The 20,570-nt window shown below is 44.6% G+C and carries 17 protein-coding genes; 14 read left to right on the forward strand and 3 right to left on the reverse strand.

Going from position 1 to position 20,570, the window contains the following annotated elements:
- The first annotated feature begins 136 nt into the window (after positions 1–136).
- On the forward strand, positions 137–685 hold the full coding sequence (locus K1X84_09430; GenBank protein MBX7151847.1) for a hypothetical protein: 549 nt from the start codon (positions 137–139) through the stop codon (positions 683–685).
- 172 nt (positions 686–857) lie between these two features.
- Here K1X84_09430 and K1X84_09435 read toward each other — a convergent pair whose 3' ends face one another.
- Both K1X84_09435 and K1X84_09440 read right to left on the reverse strand, forming a co-directional pair.
- Positions 858–1,424 (reverse strand): GNAT family N-acetyltransferase, encoded by a 567-nt coding sequence (locus tag K1X84_09435; protein ID MBX7151848.1) that lies wholly within the window; start codon positions 1,422–1,424, stop codon positions 858–860.
- 3 nt (positions 1,425–1,427) lie between these two features.
- Positions 1,428–3,554 (reverse strand): carbohydrate binding family 9 domain-containing protein, encoded by a 2,127-nt coding sequence (locus tag K1X84_09440; GenBank protein MBX7151849.1) that lies wholly within the window; start codon positions 3,552–3,554, stop codon positions 1,428–1,430.
- 152 nt (positions 3,555–3,706) lie between these two features.
- Here K1X84_09440 and serS point away from each other — a divergent pair, with 152 nt between their 5' ends.
- Positions 3,707–4,975 (forward strand): serine--tRNA ligase, encoded by a 1,269-nt coding sequence (gene serS / locus K1X84_09445; GenBank protein MBX7151850.1) that lies wholly within the window; start codon positions 3,707–3,709, stop codon positions 4,973–4,975.
- Positions 4,976–5,010: 35 nt separating this feature from the next.
- On the forward strand, positions 5,011–6,180 hold the full coding sequence (locus tag K1X84_09450) for a small ribosomal subunit Rsm22 family protein (GenBank protein ID MBX7151851.1): 1,170 nt from the start codon (positions 5,011–5,013) through the stop codon (positions 6,178–6,180).
- 1 nt (position 6,181) lies between these two features.
- On the opposite strand, the gene K1X84_09455 is transcribed toward K1X84_09450, so the two are convergent.
- Positions 6,182–6,574, reverse strand: a complete 393-nt coding sequence (locus K1X84_09455) for a response regulator transcription factor (protein MBX7151852.1) — start codon at positions 6,572–6,574, stop codon at positions 6,182–6,184.
- A 159-nt stretch (positions 6,575–6,733) separates the two neighbouring features.
- Here K1X84_09455 and recG point away from each other — a divergent pair, with 159 nt between their 5' ends.
- The 11 genes from recG (at position 6,734) to K1X84_09510 (ending at position 20,553) form a co-directional block, all read left to right on the forward strand.
- Complete coding sequence (gene recG, locus K1X84_09460; GenBank protein ID MBX7151853.1) at positions 6,734–8,851, forward strand: ATP-dependent DNA helicase RecG; 2,118 nt, start codon at positions 6,734–6,736, stop codon at positions 8,849–8,851.
- Positions 8,852–8,893: 42 nt separating this feature from the next.
- Positions 8,894–9,442 carry a DUF1697 domain-containing protein gene (locus K1X84_09465; GenBank protein ID MBX7151854.1) on the forward strand — a complete coding sequence of 183 codons (549 nt, stop codon included), beginning with the start codon at positions 8,894–8,896 and terminating at the stop codon, positions 9,440–9,442.
- Positions 9,443–9,551: 109 nt separating this feature from the next.
- On the forward strand, positions 9,552–10,910 hold the full coding sequence (locus K1X84_09470) for a c-type cytochrome (GenBank protein ID MBX7151855.1): 1,359 nt from the start codon (positions 9,552–9,554) through the stop codon (positions 10,908–10,910).
- A gap of 72 nt (positions 10,911–10,982) precedes the next feature.
- A complete protein-coding gene (locus tag K1X84_09475) occupies positions 10,983–11,666 on the forward strand; it encodes an acyloxyacyl hydrolase (protein ID MBX7151856.1) in 684 nt (227 codons plus the stop codon).
- 124 nt (positions 11,667–11,790) lie between these two features.
- Entirely contained in the window at positions 11,791–12,432 is a 642-nt protein-coding gene (locus K1X84_09480; GenBank protein ID MBX7151857.1) for a periplasmic heavy metal sensor, read from the forward strand.
- A 354-nt stretch (positions 12,433–12,786) separates the two neighbouring features.
- Positions 12,787–14,028: an aminotransferase class I/II-fold pyridoxal phosphate-dependent enzyme gene (locus K1X84_09485; GenBank protein ID MBX7151858.1), complete on the forward strand. Its 1,242-nt coding sequence runs from the start codon at positions 12,787–12,789 to the stop codon at positions 14,026–14,028.
- A 23-nt stretch (positions 14,029–14,051) separates the two neighbouring features.
- A complete protein-coding gene (locus tag K1X84_09490; GenBank protein MBX7151859.1) occupies positions 14,052–14,714 on the forward strand; it encodes a redoxin domain-containing protein in 663 nt (220 codons plus the stop codon).
- Positions 14,711–14,977, forward strand: a complete 267-nt coding sequence (locus K1X84_09495) for a hypothetical protein (GenBank protein MBX7151860.1) — start codon at positions 14,711–14,713, stop codon at positions 14,975–14,977. The genes K1X84_09490 and K1X84_09495 overlap by 4 nt, the downstream gene beginning before the upstream one ends.
- 39 nt (positions 14,978–15,016) lie before the next feature.
- Entirely contained in the window at positions 15,017–16,579 is a 1,563-nt protein-coding gene (locus tag K1X84_09500; GenBank protein MBX7151861.1) for a polysaccharide deacetylase family protein, read from the forward strand.
- Between the two features lie 75 nt (positions 16,580–16,654).
- A complete protein-coding gene (locus tag K1X84_09505; GenBank protein ID MBX7151862.1) occupies positions 16,655–18,058 on the forward strand; it encodes an aldo/keto reductase in 1,404 nt (467 codons plus the stop codon).
- 8 nt (positions 18,059–18,066) lie between these two features.
- Positions 18,067–20,553, forward strand: coding sequence for a SpoIIE family protein phosphatase (locus K1X84_09510; GenBank protein MBX7151863.1), 2,487 nt, complete (start codon positions 18,067–18,069; stop codon positions 20,551–20,553).
- The last annotated feature ends 17 nt before the right edge of the window (positions 20,554–20,570 follow it).

Below are 20,570 nucleotides of genomic sequence, written 5' to 3' on the forward strand. Positions count from 1 at the left end.
CACTATATATTTGCACGAATTTAAGCCCTAAATTAATGTTTTTAAACCCTCAAAACACACTAAGTTAAAAACCCAATTCGGTAAGGTAGGTTTGTGTGTTTGTATCCCTTATCGAAGTAACTCTAAGGAGAGTAAGATGTTAAAGCGAATCGTATTATCCGTAATGGCCCTTTCGTTGACCGCTTTCGTGTTGGTCGGCTGCGGCGGTCCTCCGAAAGAAGATATGGACAAAGCGACGATGGCGATGAAAAAAGCCGTTGAAGCCAAAGCCGATATGTATGCCAAAGACATGTATGAAGCTGGCGACAAAGCGATGAAAGAAGGCGCTGAGTTAGTCAAGAAAAATGAATTCGACAAAGCCAAAGCCAAATACATGGAAGCCACGAAACAATTCGATGCTGCTGCTAAAGCCGCTCCGGATGCTATGAATGCCATGAAAGCTGAAGTCGAAAAAATGATTGCCGATTTCGAAACCGCTTGGACTGCCGGTGAAAAAGATATGATGAAGAAAATGGGCATGATGAAAAAAGACGACAAAGCCAAAATGGACAAAATGATGGCTGATGCTAAAGCTAAATTAGCTGAAGCAAAAGAAAAAGCCACTGCTGGCGATTATATGGCTGCTAAAACTGCGATCGAAGAAGCCGGTAAAATGCACATGGATATGATGCCTGCTAAGAAGTAATTCTTAAGCAAGCTTAAAGCTTCAAACCCCGAAGATATTCTCTTCGGGGTTTTTTATTTTCCCGCTTATAGCCACAAAAGGCACAAAAGAAAATTATTTAATTGGTGAGTCTGCTTAATCAAAGGCCGGTTATTTTTTGTGCTTTTTTTGCGGCGATCACTGCATCGTTAGTTTACACCACGTACCGCATGATTGGGCGAATAGGCGAAAAACGATGGACTTCCACAAATCCGGCTTTAAGGTACGCCGGAGTAAGTCCGGTCCACACAAACGGATCAGGCAAATCTTTCTTCGGCTCCTGAGGGTATCCTTCGACAATTTTTGCACCGTGTTTTTTGGCGAGATTGACCGCGGCCTTGAGTAATTCGATCGAAATATTTTTTCGGCGAAATTCTTTGCGGACGAATAAACACGAAATCGACCATACCGGCTGATCGTCAATCGGTTTCAACACGCGGGAGCGTTCCAGCGCCGGATAGACACTTCGTGGCGCAACCGCGCACCAGCCAATGGCCTGACCTTTGTGATACGCCAGTACGCCGGGCGGCGGGCCTTTGTCGACAATTTTTTTTAATGCCCGTTTGTTGCTCGGACCTTTTTGCTTTTCAAAAACCGCTCTTTCGAGCCGCCACGTCATACACCAGCATCCGCCGCACGCCCCACGCGCACCAAACAAATCTTCCAGGTCTTTCCATCGGGACGATGTTACCGGATGAAATTTTAACTGCAATGGAGTCATACACTAAAATAAATAACTGAATTTTAATATTAATGAACGGTTGACGGGTTCTTTCAGGTAAACATTTTTTACGCCGTGCTGATCGAATAAGTGATTATAAACTACGAATAATTCCCGTCCTTCTTCAAGAAGATAATTAACGCGGATATTAAAACCTAGTTCGTTAGAGGCATTGTCATACTGAATCAGCGAAGCAATAAAAAAACGCGTATTAAAGGCGTAATTGATCCGCGTTTGAGCAATGTGCGTTCTGAATTCATCGTTATCTAATTTAGCAAACGTTGTCGTATAATCCTGGGACAACGTCAGGTGGTAATTCCACTTCCATAAGAGGGAGCTTCCGATTTCATAAAATGAGCCGCCGTAAAATCCGCCGCCGCTAAGCGATAATGTTCCCGACAAACGGCGACCGGGTTTGGAAGAAAGCGACAGACCGCCTGACGTTTGATGATAGTTTCCATTTTCAATTTCTACCGTACGGAAAATCGGAAACGTTGACGGGATGTATTCAAAATTCCGTTTGATAAAAACCGATATAATATCGTCCGTAACCAATTCTGTCGTGAAGTTGAATTTATGAAAATAATTTTCAATCCGGTCATGCGGATTTTCGTAATATGTAGTTTCATATTCCGGCACGAAACGGCGCAAAACAGGATGTTTCAGATAAACCGGCCATTTAACGTCGCCATACCATTTACGGGTATCCGAACGTACAAGGAAACCCATTTGCGGGTCAAAATTTCTTCCGATACTGGTGACAGAAAAATTAAACGCCTCGCGCTCACCGCCGCGATAGATGGCAGCATTGTACATCGAAGAGCCGGGATCATCGACAGCCGATTTCGATGTCACCGCAAAAGCCGAAACGGCAACGGTTTCGTTCAAAAAAACATTGCCATCTATACCAACGACAGAATTGGTGCGGCCTTCGGCCGGATCTTTACGCGTGCCGATCAGTCCGATATACGATCGCGGCAAAATTTCATATTTCATCCGAACGACCGAAAAATTCTGATCAGGAACATTACGGCGATCTTGCGTTTGCACGTTGAGGATGCCGATGTCAAACCGGCCGATCTTACCGGTCATTTTGCCGCCGGCAAGAATAGGAACGGTAAATAATTGTCCTGAAGTATCGGCGGCCAGCCCGATGCGGCGGCTGAAAAATACTTCAGCCTCTTGCGTCAACCCAAAAGCAAATAACGCCGAATTTTCAATAAAAAAATCGCGTTTCTCGGGAATGAAAATATTAAATCGCGATAGATTGATCTGCCGGTCATCGGCTTCGACCTGAGAAAAATCCGTGTTGTATGTAATCGTCGTCACCATGTTATCGCTCAAAGCGTACGTCAAATCCAGGCCAAGATCGCCGGATGCCTTTGAATCGTGATGAATATAATTTTTTTCATGAGACGTTATGATCGTTGGTTTGAAAAACCAGCGTTTGTTGCCAACAATATTTTTGAAAAGAAATTTTCTCGCTATGGAAACGTTTGGAGTGCCGTTGGCATATTGCAAGGGAATGAGCGGAGAAAAAAGATGTTCATTCGTCCGGATGATCCGCCGATAAAGATTAATGCCCATGATATTTTCCGAGCCGGATTTAAACCGCAAGGTTGAAAATGGAATCCGTAGTTCAGCCGACCAACCGTCGCTATCGCTATGCGCCTGAACATCCCATATTCCGTCCCATTCGACAATAAATACGTCGCCTTCATTGTTGAATTGTGCATCGACGCGTACGCCGAGCGGATTGGTTGAAAACCAAAAACCGCTCCGGCCGTCGTTATACGAATCGATCGCAATCACAAATTGTTCGTTCTGCGTCAGATCGAAATTATCACGCTGCATGACCGTGGCGGCAATGTGATCGGGTTTGCTGTCATAACATTTTACCCCCACATATAAATCGGTCGACGTGTATAGTAAAAACACTTCCGTTTTTTCCGACGGGGTTTGACCTTCATGCGGAAGACGTTGAACAAAGTCATTGATCGTAAAAGCCTGTTGCCAAACATCATCATTCAAAACGCCGTCAAGCTTTGGAATTTGTTGAGTCGTCGGCAGTTCAACCGGATTTTGCGCGAAAAGTTTGAATGTGAAAAATAAAAGAATTAATGCCCGCATAAAAAATCCCTTAGTGTGTAATGGTTCTTTAATCGAAAAATAAATGCTCGGTTAGCGCAAAACTTAAGGAATCTTGCTATTTTGCAATTATTGCATTTCTTCGGTTAATTCTTTATGTTTGGCCATTCTAAAATTATTTTAAGAAGGAAGTTATGCTGGAACTCAAATTCATACGCGAAAATCTGGAACTCGTCAAAAAAGCGGCCAAAGACAAAAGATTTGAAGCAGATTTTGACGCGATTATACGATTCGATGATGAACGCAAATCGTTAATCCTGAAGGTGGAAGAATTAAAAGCAAAACGTAATAAGGCGTCGGAAGAAGTTGCCCGCCGCAAAAAAGCCAAAGAAAACGCGGACGAATTGATTGCTGAAATGAAAAAAGTCGGTGATGATATTAAAATTCTGGACGAACAATTGGCGCTGGTTGAAAAAAACCTGAATCAGGTTTTGCTTACGGTACCTAACGTTCCGCATCCGTCTGTACCCGACGGTTCGACTCCTGAAGACAACCAGACTATTTTTACGTGGGGCGAAGCGCCGAAAACCGATTTTGAAATGAAGCCGCATTGGGACATTACGCAAAATCTCGATCTGATTGATTTTGTAACCGGAGCAAAAATTGCCGGTTCGGGATTTCCCGTATACAAAGGCTACGGTGCGCAGTTGCAGCGTGCGTTGATCAATTTTTTCCTCGATCAGGCCGCTGTCAATGGTTACAAAGAAATTCAGCCGCCGATCGTCGTCAATGCCGACAGCGCGACTGGCACCGGACAATTGCCCGACAAAGAAGATCAGATGTACGTCGTCACGCGCGACGAATTTTATTTAATTCCGACCGCAGAAGTACCTGTGACAAATATTCACCGTCATTCCGTTTTGAAAGTTGAACAATTGCCGATCAAGTACGCCGCTTACACGCCGTGTTTTCGCCGCGAAGCGGGCTCGTACGGCAAAGACGTCCGCGGCCTCAATCGATTGCATCAATTTGATAAAGTAGAATTGGTAAAATTCGTTCATCCCGATCAATCGTACGACGAATTGGAAAGTCTTCGTACTGATGCGGAAAAACTTTTACAGCTTTTGGAATTGCCATACCGTGTTTTGTTGATGTGCAAAGGAGACATGGGTTTTACGCAAACTAAAAAATACGATCTGGAAGTATGGTCGGCCGGTCAGCAACGTTGGTTGGAAGTTTCCTCGTGCAGCAATTTCGAAGCATTCCAGGCACGGAGAATGAACATTAAATTCAAGTCGGGTAATGAAAAACCCGAATACGTCCACACGCTCAATGGTTCGGGACTGGCGTTACCGCGCATTGTTTCGGCCATCATCGAAAATTATCAAACCGATGAAGGCACGGTGATCGTTCCGAAAGCGTTACGTCAATATATGGGCGTGGACGTGATTAAATCTCATTGAACGCAGGCGATTTATCATCAAGTAAGCAGTCGGCTATGAATAAAACCCCGGCGCTCCCATTGGATTTTATCGCGTTTCTTGAACGCCGGTTTATGATCGATCTTATGTCGCCTAAAACCAACGCTCTTAAGCCAGTCTCTCAAACGATTCGTCTTCTTTCAGAACAACTCAGCCGGCCTAAATTCAGAAAAGATTTTACTAACAGCGTCTACCTTAATCAACCTGCTTTTCGCCAGGCGTACCTGTTATATTTTTCCTCATGTAATCTCCTGAAAATTCATTTTCCTTTGGATGAAATTTCACATTCCGGTTTTTTTGAAAATAAAAAAAACATTAAAATTCTCGACCTTGGAACAGGTACCGGAACATTGGTTTACGGCAGCGCATTTTGGTTTCAGCAATATCACCCACACACACAAATTGATTTTACTGCTATCGATCAATCGGCCGAATCATTAAAAGAATTTGAAACCGATTTTCGTTCGTTTAAGTTTCCTCATACGCTTCGCTGCCAAACGTACGACCTTGAAAGAATATTGAATATTGAAGAACGTTACGACCTTATTATTGGTGCAAATTTTTTGAATGAACTGTCCGATGAAGGGCGTGAAAATGTTCTGTCAAATTTGCAGAAACATTTGGCGTATGACGGTTTTGTCATTCTGATCGAACCTGCCTTATTAGAGACATCTCGGGTACTATTAAATTTTCGTGATCGTGCCGTCGAGAAGTCATGGTCAGTGTACGCACCGTGTTTTACAAAAAAAATGTGTCCGGCACTGCAGAACGACAACGATTGGTGTCATCACGACTGGACGTGGGAAAGACCGGCATTCATCGAAGTGATAGATGAGTTGATCGGCAATATCAAAAAGTCGCTGAAATTTTCGTATGTTGTGTTAACGCAAACAGACCGGCATTTGTCCGATTTTTTGAATGGGCGTGACTATGAAAATCAATTCCGTGTCGTGAGTGAATTATTTAAAGAAAAAGGCCGGAAGAGAATTTTTTTGTGCAACGATCTTGGGAGGAAGGAATTTGTCAAAAATAACCGGGACGATTCTGAAAGTAATTCAGCCTTCGATCAATTGGAGCGGTATGATTTGGTGCAGATCAGGCCGTTTGAAATTCGAAAGAGTGATGTGAAAATTTTAGAAAAGTCAGAAGTGTTGAAAATGTCTTCAATAAAATTAAAAACCGATTGATTCACGCGGAAGGTTGTTCGGACGGATGGCGTCCCACCAGCTTATTGATCACTTTGACGAATTCATCGATAGAAAAAAGCTTGTTCATATAATAATCAGCGCCGGCAGTCATTGCCTTTTTACGGCTTCCGGCAACCGTCAAAACTACGACAGGAATATGTTTCGTAGCCGCATGCTGCTTGAGTTCTGCGCATAGACGAAATCCATCCTTGCCCGGCATCATGATGTCGAGCGTAATCAGGTCGGGTTTTTCATTGACGGCTTTTTGAAGGCCTTCATCGCCATCACGCGCTTCAATTACCTGATAATTAGAAAAGCGTAAGATACGGCGAATCATTTCACGCACTTCGTCCTCGTCGTCAACGACTAGAACTTTGTAATCTTTGGAAATCAAGATCGGGTCTGCCGGGTCTGTGTTGTGCTGGAGAGAATATATAAAGATTAAAGGCGGGAAGTCAATTTGTATTTTGAATATTAAAAAATCATAATATTTTGTGTAAATCTTTGATTACACAGAAAAATCCGTTCGATAGTGTCATCGGCGTGTCATTGAATTATGAAGCCTAATTTACAAAGCGATGTAAAATTTTTATCCGGCATCGGTCCCAAACGTTCGGAGACGTTGAATGAAATCGGGATTTTCACGGTTTGGGACTTGTTGAATTATTTTCCTCGCCGCTATCTGGACCGGACGAATATCAGTTTGATCCGTCAGTTGCGTGTGGATGAAGCGGCCACGGTCGTCGGTCGCGTTGAAAACTTCGGTCTCATCAAAAATAAATCCGGCCGGGGCTCGCGTTTTCGGTTAATCCTGAGTGACGATACAGGCAGCATCAACCTGATTTGGTTTCAAGGTGCGCAATATTATGAAAAAGCGTTTGAAATCGGCGAAGTGCTGGCCGTCTATGGCAAAGTCGATTTTTACGGACGCGAGCGCCAGATCACACATCCTGAATTCGACCGCCTGAGCGGTGAGGATGACGAAAATTTTCTTCATACCGGCGCGATCATTCCGGTGTATCCGTCGAGCGAAGCACTGAGGCGCAAGTGGTTCGATAGTCGCGGATTTCGCCGCCTGATCAAACCGTTGCTCGATCTGACGGACGAGATCGAAGAATCTTTACCGTTGGAAATGCGTGAAAGTTATAAATTACTCAATCGCGCCGCCACGTATCGCCAAATTCATTTTCCGCTTACGCACGACAGCCTTCACAAAGCACAGGAACGTATCAAATTCGAAGAATTATTTTTTCTTCAATTGCTGATGGCCTATCGTAAATCGCAGATCCATGCCACGCAAAAAGGAATCGTTTTTGAAAAAATCGGCGACAAAACAAAAGAATTGATCGATCAATTGCCGTTCCAACTCACCGAAGCGCAAAAAAACGTGATGCGGGAAATTCGGGCGGATATGAAATCGGTTCATCCGATGAACCGGTTGATTCAGGGCGACGTTGGCAGCGGCAAGACGATTGTTGCCATCATGACCATGCTGATCGCCGTCGAAAACGGATTTCAAACCGCATTCATGGCGCCGACGGAAATTCTGGCCGAACAGCATTACTATGTTTTGCAGGAATATTTGTGGGGCATGAATGTGAACGTTGTTTTAATAAAGGGCGGCCAGAAAAAGTCCGAGCGTGAGAAAATTCTGCATGACATACAAACTCATCAGGCGGACATTGTCGTCGGTACGCACGCGATTTTCCAGGAACACGTCGATTTTGATAAACTCGGTTTGATCGTCATCGACGAACAGCATCGTTTCGGCGTCATGCAGCGCGCCGAGATGCGGAAAAAATCCGTGGAAAAAGGATTTAATCCCGACGTACTGGTTATGACCGCGACGCCGATTCCCCGCACGCTGGCGATGTCGCTCTACGGCGATCTGGATATTTCGATCATCGGTGAATTACCCACCGGGCGGAAACCGATCAAAACCGCTTTGCGGCGCGAAGATGCGCGGGAAAAAATTTATCAATTTATTCGCGACGAAGTTAAAAAAGGCCGGCAATGTTATATTGTATATCCGCTCATCGAAGCGAGCGAAAAAACCGATCTTAAAGCGGCGACGGAGGCTTATGAAAAACTGTCGGCGAAAACTTTTTCCGATCTGCGGCTTGGGTTGCTTCACGGGAAAATGAAAAGCGCGGAGAAACAAGAGATCATGACGCAGTTCAAAAATCAGAAACTGGATGTTCTCGTCAGCACGACGGTGATCGAGGTTGGTGTGAATGTTCCTAATTCGACGATCATGCTGATCGAACATGCCGAGCGATTTGGTTTGACGCAGCTGCACCAATTGCGCGGGCGTGTCGGACGCGGCGGCGAACAGTCGTATTGTATTCTGCTCGTCGGTAAGGATCGCCTGATGGACGAGACGGAACACCGCCTGAAAATTATGGAAGAGACCACGGACGGCTTCCGTATCGCGGAAGAGGATTTGAAGCTACGCGGGCCGGGAGAATTTTTCGGAACCAAACAATCGGGTATTCCTGAATTAAAACTGGCGCATATCCTCTACGATCAGGATATTATGAAGCTGGCGCGTACGGCGGCGTTTGAATTAGTCAAAACCGATCCGCAATTGCGTCACGCCCAAAATGCCGGTGTCCGGAAGAAATTCGAAACGGAATATAAAGATAAAATGGAATTGGGATCCGTAGGATAAACTGTACAATGGTTAATTAAGAAATTAAAGAAATCTTTTACTATGTCTACTTATATCGCTTTACTTCGCGGAATCAATGTCAGCGGCCAGAAAAAAGTTCCGATGGCCGATCTGAAAAAAACGTTCGAAGCTTTAAAATTCAAAAACGTTCAGACGTATATCCAAAGTGGAAACGTTGTTTTTGAATGCAATCAATCCGATTCAGAAAAATTGGAATCGATGATCGAAAAACAAATCAGAAAAGATTTTGATTTTGACGTTCCTGTAATTATTCGTACACCCTCTGAGCTTCAAGGTATTTTAAAATCCAGTCCGTTTCTAAAAGATCCCAAAAAAGATAAGGATCGAATGTATGTGACCTTTCTTGCTAAAGAGCCTCTATCCGAACATGTCAAAAAACTCGATGGGATCAGCTACCCTCAGGAAGAATTTGTCCTGAAGAATAAAACTATTTATTTTTTCTCACCGAATGGCTATGGCAATGCTAAAATGAATAATAATTTTTTCGAGAATAAATTGAAAGTCTCGGCTACCACTCGGAATTTAAAAACGATTCAGCAATTGATCGAGATGGCGGATAAGGACAATTAGTGTTCGATGGTTGTCACCCGAACTCGGTTCGGGTTTGTAAAGCCAATGCCCTTGAATATAACATACTCTGAGACAAGCTCAGAGTGACTCTTTCCAAGAGGAACCGGTAATGACGCGGAATTTGTTTCTAATTTTAATTTTTTCCTTTTTTTTCATTTCCTGCTCCGACTCAGGTGATTGGATTACCAATCGTTCTGTGGGCGGCGATCCTGCAAAGGGGCTGGAATATTTGTATTACGGCGATTACATCGCGGCGGGTACGCCTCTGAAAGTTTTAGGATTACCTGAACCTTCTGATGATGATACCGTTACTCTTAACGCCTTCAAAAAAAGCATCGGACTGACTCAAAATGTTTTTCGTGACGCGAACGGCGTGTGGGTCGTCAGCGGTAGTTGTTTTACCTGCCACGCAACCGTGCATGACGGAAAACTTGAAACCGGATTAGGAAATCCGTTTACCGATTGGTCACAAAAGAACACTACTAACTTTGAAGAAAAACGCGCAAAGATCGCAGAATTTCTCAGTGAATCGAGCCTGGAGTATAAATCTTTTATCGAATCGTGGCGTTATCAAAAGGCGTTTGCATCGAAAATAGTCACCCAATGTGCCGGCCCTAATCCGGCATTTCGCATCGAAGAAGCCGCTGCTGCACACCGAAATGCGGATTTGACCTATAACGAAAACCCGGTATTTTCAATTAATGACACCCTTCCCGTGCCCGTTTCGGACATTCCGCCGCTGTGGAATGTGAAAAAGAAAAAACGTTTATACTATAATGGCCAAGGTACAGGAGATTTTCGAAAGCTGTTGATGCAGGCAGGAATGATCGGCATTCGCGATACCGTCGAGGCGAAAAAAATCTGGCAGAAATTTGCCGATGTTGCGGCATGGATCGAATCGCTCAAACCTCCAAAATGGCCATATACCATCGATCAGGAATTGGCGGAAATCGGTAAAGATTATTTCGAGCGCGAGTGCCGTAAATGCCACGGCAGTTACGGATGGGATGGCGAATACCCGAATAAGATCATTCCGCTGAAACGTGTCGAAACCGATCCGTACTACGCCGAATATTGGAAAACGATATCTGATTTCCCCAAGTGGTTCAATCAAAGCTGGTTTGGTCAAGGCGAGCCGGCGGCGAAATTGATACCCGAAGAAGGTTATGTCGCGCCGCCGCTGGACGGTGTATGGGCATCGGCTCCGTACTTTCACAATGGTTCAGTGCCGAATCTCGCGGCTGTGCTGAATAGTTCGTTACGCCCAAAATTATGGGAGCTCGATCGAAAAAAGCCACAATATGACTCGACAAATATTGGCTGGATCTATAAAAAAGTTGACGAATCGCACGGATCATCGACGTATGATACCCGCCGCCGGGGTTATTCCAATCACGGCCACACATTCGGTGACGGACTTTCGGAAGAAGAACGAAAAGCCATTATCGAATACCTCAAAACACTTTAATATTAACTTCATTAAACCCACGAAGCATCTGTCCGTCCAATGCTTTTTTAAAAATCACGTTTGTAAGGTATTATGAAAAAAATTCTACTTTTTGTAATTCTGTTTACTGGAAATCAATTGTACGCACAATCATTCGCCTATGGCGACCATTGGTATGATAATCCGCTGGGGTTTAAGCCGATTGAACTACATACCCGGAATGGATTTCTTATTCCGGCTCTTGCGGTTGGTTTATGCGTCTGGCTGACACAGAAAGACACCACTTTGGATCGGCGCATCTCATTTTACAATGAAACCGGCTGGTCACACGGCTACAAATATCCTCACACAAATCTGATTCAAAACAATTCAGGCATCGAAATACGGCTTCGAAAATGGATGTCAATTGGCATCGATCTGGATGCTTATTTTCCTTACGATGATTTTAATTCCACAACGGGGGTTGGTATCAGATCTTTTGCAAGGTTTTACCCGGTAAACCAAAAACAATGGCGTTTATTTTTTGACTCCGGAGCAGGTTTAATGTATTTCGCCGATTTCTTTCCTAAGCCAACGGATCGTGATGCACGGCTTGGGACCCATTGGAATGGGACGACGCGTTATGGAATTGGGTCTGAAATTGATTTTAGCCAGAGAATTGCGATCATTATTGCGATCCGTCACACACACGTATCGAATGGAAATAGCAAAGGCGCCGAGCGAAACCCATCGCATGACAGCAACGGTTTTTTCGTTGGAATGACTTATCGTCCGTAAACCGTAAAATTTAAAAAACTTAAAATTTTTTAAACCGCTTTCAATAACCCTCGTCTAATCTTCCGAATACTAAAAACCGGTTTTAATCAGAAAAGAGAGATTCATTAAGAAAAAGGACACCACCATGAAACTTATGAAACTTTTGACTTTGGCTTTGATGGGATTGGCGCTGGCACTACCGAATTTAAAAGCGCAGGAAGTTCCCGATGAAATGTTAGAAGACGATGCAAGCGTCGATGAAAGCATGGAAATGATTCGCAATGAATTGATGGCCGACGTGATGATTGAATTTCCGTTTTTTGAGGCGCCGGTCGATGAAGGTGACTTTGTTGCCGGCATACCTAATGTCATGGCTTTCAAAACACCCGGATTCGGCGGCGGCTTCGTGGCCGGCGATATGATTCAAAAAGTACAGGACGATGTGAATCTGACTAAAGAACAACGGGACAAAATCAAAAAAATTCACAGCGAATTGCAGAAGCTTAATATTCCTATCAAAAGCCAGATTGAACTGAAACGCATCGATCTGAAAGAATTAGTTGATTCGGATAGTCCTAACAAAGATCAGATTGCGGCCAAAGTGAAAGAAATCGAATCATTGAAAACGCAGATCAAAATCAATCGGATCAACGCGCGGATTGACACGCGTAACATTTTAACCAAAGAACAACGCGACAAACTCGATCAAATGCGGATGCCGTTTATGGGAAAATCTTTCGGGAAAGATAAAATGATGAAACGTTTCAAATGGCACAATGACGATTAAGTTTCTCCTCTCCATGGTACAAAGGGCGGATTCGCAAACAGGGCGATCCGCCTTTTTTATTTACACCAGAGTTCTCAGAGAACGCAGAGCCCTGGCTGATTTGCAACGTACTTAAATCCGGGTGTCATTTCGAGTTTATCGAGAAATGACGATGAGGCGCTGACCCCAGTCAATCAATCCTGCATAAGGCTCCGTTACTTTTTATTAGCATTTGCGGCATTTTTTTTTATATTTCTGTCGCTTTCCACCACACTAAGATCAAAGTTTTGTTTAGAATCAACGGAGGTTTTCTTGACGGAAAAAATCGACGTACAGAAATTTTTTTCAAATGAACATGATATACGTGTTTCAGGTATGGCCGGCGGGCTTGTAGGATCGGAAATATTGAAAATTGCCGCTGACATACGCGCCATGGTTGCGGACGGACAAAAAGTTTGTAATCTTACCGTCGGCGATTTTAATCCGTCGGAATTTCGTATTCCGGAGTTCCTGGAAAAAGATATTACGCGGCAATACCAGAAAGGTCAGACGAACTATCCTCCGTCCGACGGCGTGATGGAACTGCGCAAGGCCGTTCAGCAATTTTATTCGGAATGGCTTCATCTTCAATATCCCGAGAAATCGATTATAGTTACGGGTGGCGCCCGCCCGGTAATTTATGGCATTTATCGCGCCGTCGTCGATCCGGGTGAAAAAGTCGTTTATCCGACGCCGTCATGGAATAATAATCATTACGTGCACATGGTCGGAGCGAAAGGCGTAGCTGTTCCATGTTCGATCAAAACCTCGTTTTTGCCGACACGCGATCTATTGAAAGATGCGATCAAAGACGCCGTTCTTCTTTCGCTTAATTCACCTCTGAATCCGACCGGTACGGCGTTCACACGGGACGTGCTGGAAGGTATTTGCGATCTGGTGCTCGAAGAAAATCGCCGGCGCGGTAAAGGCGTGAAACCTTTATATGTTATGTACGATCAGGTTTACTGGATGCTGACGTTTGGAAAAACGGATCATTATAATCCGGTTTCCTTGCGGCCTGAAATAGCGCCGTACGTGATCTTTGTGGATGCAATTTCGAAATCGTTTGCAGCAACAGGCGTGCGTGTCGGATGGAGCGTCGGACCGCAGGACGTGATCGAGCGGATGTCCGCAATTCTCGGCCACGTCGGAGCCTGGGCGCCGCGGGCAGAGCAGCTTGCCAGTTCAGAGCTTCTCTTGCGCAGCGGCGAAATTATCCAGTATCACCAGACCATGAAAGCGGGTGTGCAGTCGCGTCTTGAACTTTTGTATAACAACCTCATGGCCATGAAATCGGCCGGATTGGCGGTCGACGCTATCGAACCCATGGGCGCGATTTATCTGACAGCACAATTCAATCTGATCGGAAAAAACAAGCCCGGCGGCGGCGTGTTTACAAGTAACGAAGAAATCCGCCAGTATCTTCTCCACGAAGCGCAAGTTGCAGTCGTTCCCTTTCAAGCCTTTGCGCATGCGGAACAGTCGGGTTGGTTTCGGTTGTCCGTCGGAGCCGTCTCGCTCAACGACATTGAAACAATGGTGCCGAAATTGAAAACGGCTTTGGGAAAAATTAAATAAATTGCAAAAACAAGATTTTTGACATGGTTCAAATCGGCGACGCTGCTCCGAATTTAAAAATCTCAGAATGGGTTCAGGGACCGGAAACCAATCTCGATCAATTACGTGGAAAGGTTATTCTGGTTGAAGTTTTCCAGGTAAATTGTCCGGGTTGTTTCGTTTACGGATTGCCGGAAGCGATCGAAGTGTACGCCAAACATCATAAAGAAGGATTGGAAGCGATCGGGCTGGCGACCGCATTCGAAGATTTCGACAAAAACACTACAGATAACCTGAAAAAACTGGTCAAGACAGGTGAAGTCATCGGTGAACCTTTGCGTATACTCCAAAACCGCGACTGGCTTGAAGGAAATCGATTACGTTATACTATTCCATTTCCGGTAGCGATGGACCATGTGATCGCGCACGACTCGGAACATGTCGATTCCAAAATCGCTCAAATTATCGAACACGAAATTCCTAATTTCGAACGTCTCAGTTACGGCGAACAAATGCGTGTACGTTTACGTATCCGCGATTATGTTTTGCATCAGGATTATGTTGCGGAGACGTTTGACATGTACAATCTGGGTGGAACGCCGTCGGCAATTTTGATTGACCGAAAAGGTTTTGTGCGGTATAAAATTTTTGGATCGGACGGCAAAATGGATAAGTATGTGCGAGAACTTTTGGCAGAACCGATATGAATGATAAGTCCATACCTGCAGATGAAGTATTCGTCAATCTGATCCGCGTAGCCGGTGAAGATGAAAAAATCGGCAATTTTATCCGCGCCGTGATTGCGATGGACGGCTTTGGGCGTACATCGCTGATCAATTCGTTTATCCAGGAGATGGCGCTGAAAGGCGCTCCACAGGAATTCATAAAAGCTATTGCCGCCTTGCGCGATCCTTTACTTATTGAGAAAATTCGGGAGTTATTATCCCATTCCGATTCAACTGCATTATAATTGAAAGTATACCTCTTGAAAGCACCGGTATTTTTGATCATGATTCTGTGGACGGTTTCGGTTTTTTCACAGAACGATGGGAATAAAAACGGCCAGGCGCAAGCCGATACATTGCAGGATAGCTTGCGTACGGAATCGCTTGAAACACATGCCGGCCGTTTTGCAGAAATCATACGCCGTATTGCGTTGAAATTAAAAAGATATACGGAAACGACTCCTTCGCACGTTCTGTACACCAATGAGAATTACGTCATCGTCATCGACCCGGGGCATGGCGGCGGCTGGTTGCAGGACAAAGGCTCCAGCGCGATTTTGGATGGCGAGACGTATTACGAACGCGACGTTATGTGGGATTACGGCGTTCTGCTGGAGAAAAAGTTAAAGGCACTCGGTTATCAAAATGTTTTTAAAACGAAAGAAGCCGTCGGGGATTCGACGATGTCGATCTTCGGGCGCATGAAAAGAATTCAAAATTTCGGGAAAGACAATAAAAAAGAAGTTATTTGCGTCAGCTTGCATTGGAATAATTTCGAATATAAAGGTATTCGCGGAACTGAGATTTATATCGCCGAAAAAAGGAATTCGAAAAGCCGAAAATTAGCCGAATGTATTCAAGGCAGTATGCGGCAAATTATGGATATTCACGGCAAAGGCTTTTACAGCCAGGGTATTGTTGAACGTGATTATAAATTGCTGCGTGAAAACCCGGTTGCCGTGCTTATCGAAATCGGATTTGCCAGCAACGAACAGGACATGCGGAAAATCGTATTCGAAAAAGATAATATTGCTGAAGCAATGGCTGAGGGCATTGATACGTACGCCGCATGGCTGGAAAAAAGCCATTTAAAACAATTGCAACCGGCGGCCGATTCGACTGTGCTTGCAGAAGTAGCCAAACTCAAATTACTCAATGGCAAATTGACCGGATGGGGCTGGCGAAAATCGGATATTACCAAATCGATGGACAAAATGCTTGCGCAATATAATGCAATTTACGAAGATCCCCGTGCAGAAAAAAATCTCTATCTCACGTTTGATTGCGGTTATGAAAACGGTAACACGTCGACTATTCTTGATGTTTTGAAAACCAACGACGTGAAAGCGACTTTTTTTATTACCGGCTATTATTTAAAAAACAATCATGAACTCGTCGCACGCATGCTCGATGAAGGGCATATTATCGGGAATCATTCCGCCAATCACCAGAGCCTGCCTAAACTGGATTACGAATCAACCAAAGAAGAAGTGCTCGAACTTGAACGGATGTATTATGATCTTTTCGAGCAGAAGATGACGTACTTTCGTCCGCCAAGCGGCGAATACAGCGAACGTTCGCTCGCGATCGTTTCATCGCTGGGTTACCGGACCGTATTCTGGAGTTTTGCATACGACGACTGGGATGCACACAATCTTCGGGGCAAACAATTCGCCTATAATAAAATCATAAAAGGCATCCGAGACGGCGCGATCATGCTGTTGCATGCAACTTCCAAAGACAATGCGGATGCTCTCGATCAGGTTATCCAGGATTTAAAAAAGCAAGGATACCAATTCAAATCCCTCGATGCGATCAATCATGCGTCGTCCGAGAGCAGCCCGTAGTATTCAATAAAATATTACGATTGCCAATCTTCATCTTTTTTCCGACCTTCATAGAAATCCTCACCGGTAAAAGTCATGAATGCACACCCCGCTTTTCGCTCGCTAGGCACAACCGGCTATACCTGTCATATTATGGGATTCGGGTGTTATCGTATTGCCGACGGCAACCCGGCGCATGAAGAAGCTTTACAAAAATACCTGAATCTCGGCGGTAACCTCATCGATACCAGCGCCAATTACGGGGATGGTTTATCTGAAATTTTGGTCGGTAAACTCCTCAAGCGTTTCGACCGTTCACAGGTTGTGGTCGTTACCAAAGGCGGATATATTCAGGGACAAAATATGCGGCTGGCTCAGGAAATGGATTTTCCCGAAGTGGTGAAATACGGCGACGGATTGTGGCATTGCATTCATCCGGAATTTTTGAAAACGCAGATCGACCGCTCACTTCGCCGGCTGCAATTGGATCATTGCGACGTATTTCTTCTTCACAATCCCGAATATTTTATCAATCATGCGTCGCAAACTCAGCCGATCACGGAATCCGTTTTGGATGAATTTTACCGGCGAATTCACACGGCATTTCAGTATTTGGAAACCGAGGTTCAATCGGGCCGTATTCGTTATTATGGTATCAGCTCGAATAATTTCGGTTTGCATGAAAAAGACCGTGCCCGAACAAGCGTCAAACGAGCGCTCGAACAAGCACAATTGTTGGGCAACCACCATTTCAAAGTAATTCAATTGCCGATGAATGTGTATGAGTCCGGCGGCGCGCTTTATCCGACTCACGACGGACAATCGGTTTTACAATTTTGCAAAAAAAACGGAATCGGCGTATTGCTCAATCGCCCGCTGAATGCGTTTTACCAGGGAAAACTTTACCGGCTCGCCGATTATGTCAAAGCAGGACAGAAAAAGCCCGATGAGAATTTCCTTGTTGAATTACTTCAACCATTAAAAGTTGTTGAAGAAGAGTGTGTTCACACATTCGGCAGTGAAGCATTCGGGCAGCAGGGTGAAGGACTGGCCGCTTATTTAAAATATATTGCGCTCGATCTCCCGTCGCCGGATTACTGGAACGGCGTAATGGATCAGTACATCGTTCCACCGGTCACTCAGTGGATACGGCATGGGGCTGAACTGCACAACGTCCACCCGCAATGGAACGATTGGCAGAATCGTTTTATACGGACGATTAATGAAACGCTTGAAGGGATTGAAAAATTTTTGTATACAGCGAATCAGCCGGTTTCCGACCGGATTCGTACGAATCTTTACCGGGCCGGTTATCCTGAAAGTTCTGCATCACTAAGCCGGATAGCTATGGCGTTGCTTGCGCAGTTGGATGGTGTATCTTGCGTGCTCAACGGTATGCGCACTTCAGATTATGTCGATGATGCCATGGGCGTTCCGTCCATGCCTTTAGTCGAGAGCTTGCCGATTCTCCAACGTTTCCAATCATTTATTGATATATAGGAAAATTTATGAATCGCACGAAAATCTTAAAAGCAGTTTACATCGCGATTGTGTTCTACGTCGGCGCAACCGGTATATATTATTTTGTCGACGCATTTATCATGAAACGAACGCCGAACGACCAATGTTTATGGTCGGAAGAAAAAACCGATCAAGGGAAACATATCGTGATTCGGGAAATTTTAGAAGGCGGTGTTTCCGATCGCGCCGGATTGAAAGATGGCGATATTCTGATCGCTATCAATGATACGCTGTTGCGCTCAACAGGTCATGCGTCGCAGATTCTTAATAAAGCAAGGCCCGAAGATACATTGATTTATACTGTTGTGCGTAACGATCAAAAATTACGATTGCCGTTACAGATAGTCATGACGATGAATACGCTTTATTTCGGGTTTGCTTTACTTGGATTCGGTTTTCTGTTGGTAGGATGGATGGTAGGAACAGCGAGGCCGGGCGACCGTGTTCCATCGTTGTTTTTTAAAATGTCGATGTTTGGTGCATTGCTTTTTATTCTTGGAGGTGCTGCTGTCGGTGTGAATTATAACGGCTCACTGTTTTGGATAATCAATGTGATCGTCGGATATATTTTATTTCCAGCTCTGTTTATCCACTTTTTTCTGGTCTTTCCTAACGAACGCTTATCGTCCAAAACCAGCCGATGGCTAATTCCATCCATCTATGTTTTCTCTTTCCTCAATATTGTGTATTTCATTGTCGGTGTAATCATGAAAGCTAACGGAATCCTTTCCGTTTTTATATTTTTTTCAATGATGGGTACCGGCTTCGGATTGTTCTGCCGCAGTTATTTCAAACTCAAAGATCCGAAACAACGCAAACCTCTAAAAAGTATTTTGATCGGAACAACCTTGGGCTTTAGTGGATTTTTGTATTTGTTGATCGTTCCGAACGTTGGGCGCGCCGTTTTTATTAATTATCCCGAAGCGCTGACGCCCGTTGGCATAGTGGCGCTGATTCCGTTGTCGTTTGGTTATTCGATATTCCGCTATCGTACGATGGATATCGACGTTATCATTAAAAAGAGCCTTGTGTATGCTGCAACGACGGCCGGCGTGGCGGTTGTTTATCTCGCGATCCTTTTGATCATGGGATATGCCGTGCAGGGTATTATTGGCGGCGGTTCGCAAAATCCATATTTGCAATTTGGCGTTTTACTGATCGCGGCATTTGTTTTTGCGCCTATGAAAGAACGCATCCAAACCGTTGTCGATAAGCGCTTTTTCCGGGAACGATATAATTACCAAAAAGCGTTACTGGATTTTTCACAGGAATTGCCACATTTGACGCAATTGGACGAAATTTTACAAAAAGTTATCTATACCGTTACCAGTACAATGCACATCGAATCGATGGCCATTGCGCTTTATGCCGACCATGCAATCAAACCGTCCAATTATATTCAGCACGGAATTGCTGAAGCTCAATGTGATCTCGAATGTTGTCCGGGTGGTCTGATTGAACAACTGGCTAAAACAAAACGGCCTCAACTGCTCGATCCCGTTAACCTTGCCGAACTGCCAGTACCCGGTCAGGAAAAATTGACGATTAGTGCATGTAAAATCGTACTGGCCGTTCCAATGGTCAAGCAAAATTCATTGATCGGCGTTTTGTTAATGGGTCCGAAGCTTTCTGAAAAACCATTTGCTCAAGAAGATATGGACTTGCTCACAACGGTAGCGAGTCAAGCAGGGATTGCTATTGAAAATGCACGCCTGATCAAAGAAGAATTGGAAAAAGCAAAACTTGAAAATGAACTGAACGTTGCGCGACGTATCCAGCAGTCATTGCTTCCTGCGCGAAGCCCGGAAATTCCCGGGTTGGATATTGCCGGCGTGTCATTACCTGCGTTGTCCGTTGGGGGAGATTATTTCGATTATATCAAACTGGATGACCATCGTTTTATGATCGCTGTAGGCGACGTTTCAGGCAAAGGCGTTTCTGCCGCGCTATACATGTCAAAAATTCAGGGCATGATTCAAATTGCGAGCAGGCTTTACAAATCGCCGCGTGAAATTCTCATTGAGGTCAATCAATGGATGTATCACGGAATGGAACGCCAGTCGTTCGTTACCATGATCGTCGGAGTGATCGATCTTAAAAAACGTACGATGACGATTTGCCGCGCCGGCCACAATCCGGCGATTGCCATGCACGAAGGCATGTTAAAACTGATCCGCTGTAAAGGTCTCGGTGTCGGACTTGTACCGGGTGAAATGTTTGAAAAAAATCTGGAAGAAGAAACAACAGTGCTGGATGCGGGCAATACTTATATTTTTTACACCGACGGCGTTACCGAAGCGATGAATGACCGTCACGATGAATTCGGTGAGGAGCACTTGTATGAACTTGTTCAAATGAAAAAAGATCAAACTTCTGCAGAACTTTTGAATACGATTGTTGATGAAGTAAACACATTTTGTTACGGCGTCGAGCAACATGACGACATTACCGTTGTGATTGTGAAAGTGAAATAAATAAGCATGTTGAATTG

The organism is bacterium, from assembly GCA_019695335.1.
Lineage (GTDB): Bacteria > CLD3 > CLD3 > SB21 > SB21 > JABWBZ01.

What these genes read in the sequence shown, in the direction of transcription:
- K1X84_09430 (MBX7151847.1), top strand. Translation starts at nt 137, where the DNA reads ATGTTAAAGCGAATCGTATTATCCGTAATGGCCCTTTCGTTGACCGCT.
- K1X84_09435 (MBX7151848.1), bottom strand. Translation starts at nt 1,424, where the DNA reads ATGACTCCATTGCAGTTAAAATTTCATCCGGTAACATCGTCCCGATGG.
- K1X84_09440 (MBX7151849.1), bottom strand. Translation starts at nt 3,554, where the DNA reads ATGCGGGCATTAATTCTTTTATTTTTCACATTCAAACTTTTCGCGCAA.
- serS (MBX7151850.1), top strand. Translation starts at nt 3,707, where the DNA reads ATGCTGGAACTCAAATTCATACGCGAAAATCTGGAACTCGTCAAAAAA.
- K1X84_09450 (MBX7151851.1), top strand. Translation starts at nt 5,011, where the DNA reads ATGAATAAAACCCCGGCGCTCCCATTGGATTTTATCGCGTTTCTTGAA.
- K1X84_09465 (MBX7151854.1), top strand. Translation starts at nt 8,894, where the DNA reads ATGTCTACTTATATCGCTTTACTTCGCGGAATCAATGTCAGCGGCCAG.
- K1X84_09470 (MBX7151855.1), top strand. Translation starts at nt 9,552, where the DNA reads ATGACGCGGAATTTGTTTCTAATTTTAATTTTTTCCTTTTTTTTCATT.
- K1X84_09475 (MBX7151856.1), top strand. Translation starts at nt 10,983, where the DNA reads ATGAAAAAAATTCTACTTTTTGTAATTCTGTTTACTGGAAATCAATTG.
- K1X84_09480 (MBX7151857.1), top strand. Translation starts at nt 11,791, where the DNA reads ATGAAACTTATGAAACTTTTGACTTTGGCTTTGATGGGATTGGCGCTG.
- K1X84_09485 (MBX7151858.1), top strand. Translation starts at nt 12,787, where the DNA reads ATGGCCGGCGGGCTTGTAGGATCGGAAATATTGAAAATTGCCGCTGAC.
- K1X84_09490 (MBX7151859.1), top strand. Translation starts at nt 14,052, where the DNA reads ATGGTTCAAATCGGCGACGCTGCTCCGAATTTAAAAATCTCAGAATGG.
- K1X84_09495 (MBX7151860.1), top strand. Translation starts at nt 14,711, where the DNA reads ATGAATGATAAGTCCATACCTGCAGATGAAGTATTCGTCAATCTGATC.
- K1X84_09500 (MBX7151861.1), top strand. Translation starts at nt 15,017, where the DNA reads ATGATTCTGTGGACGGTTTCGGTTTTTTCACAGAACGATGGGAATAAA.
- K1X84_09505 (MBX7151862.1), top strand. Translation starts at nt 16,655, where the DNA reads ATGAATGCACACCCCGCTTTTCGCTCGCTAGGCACAACCGGCTATACC.
- K1X84_09510 (MBX7151863.1), top strand. Translation starts at nt 18,067, where the DNA reads ATGAATCGCACGAAAATCTTAAAAGCAGTTTACATCGCGATTGTGTTC.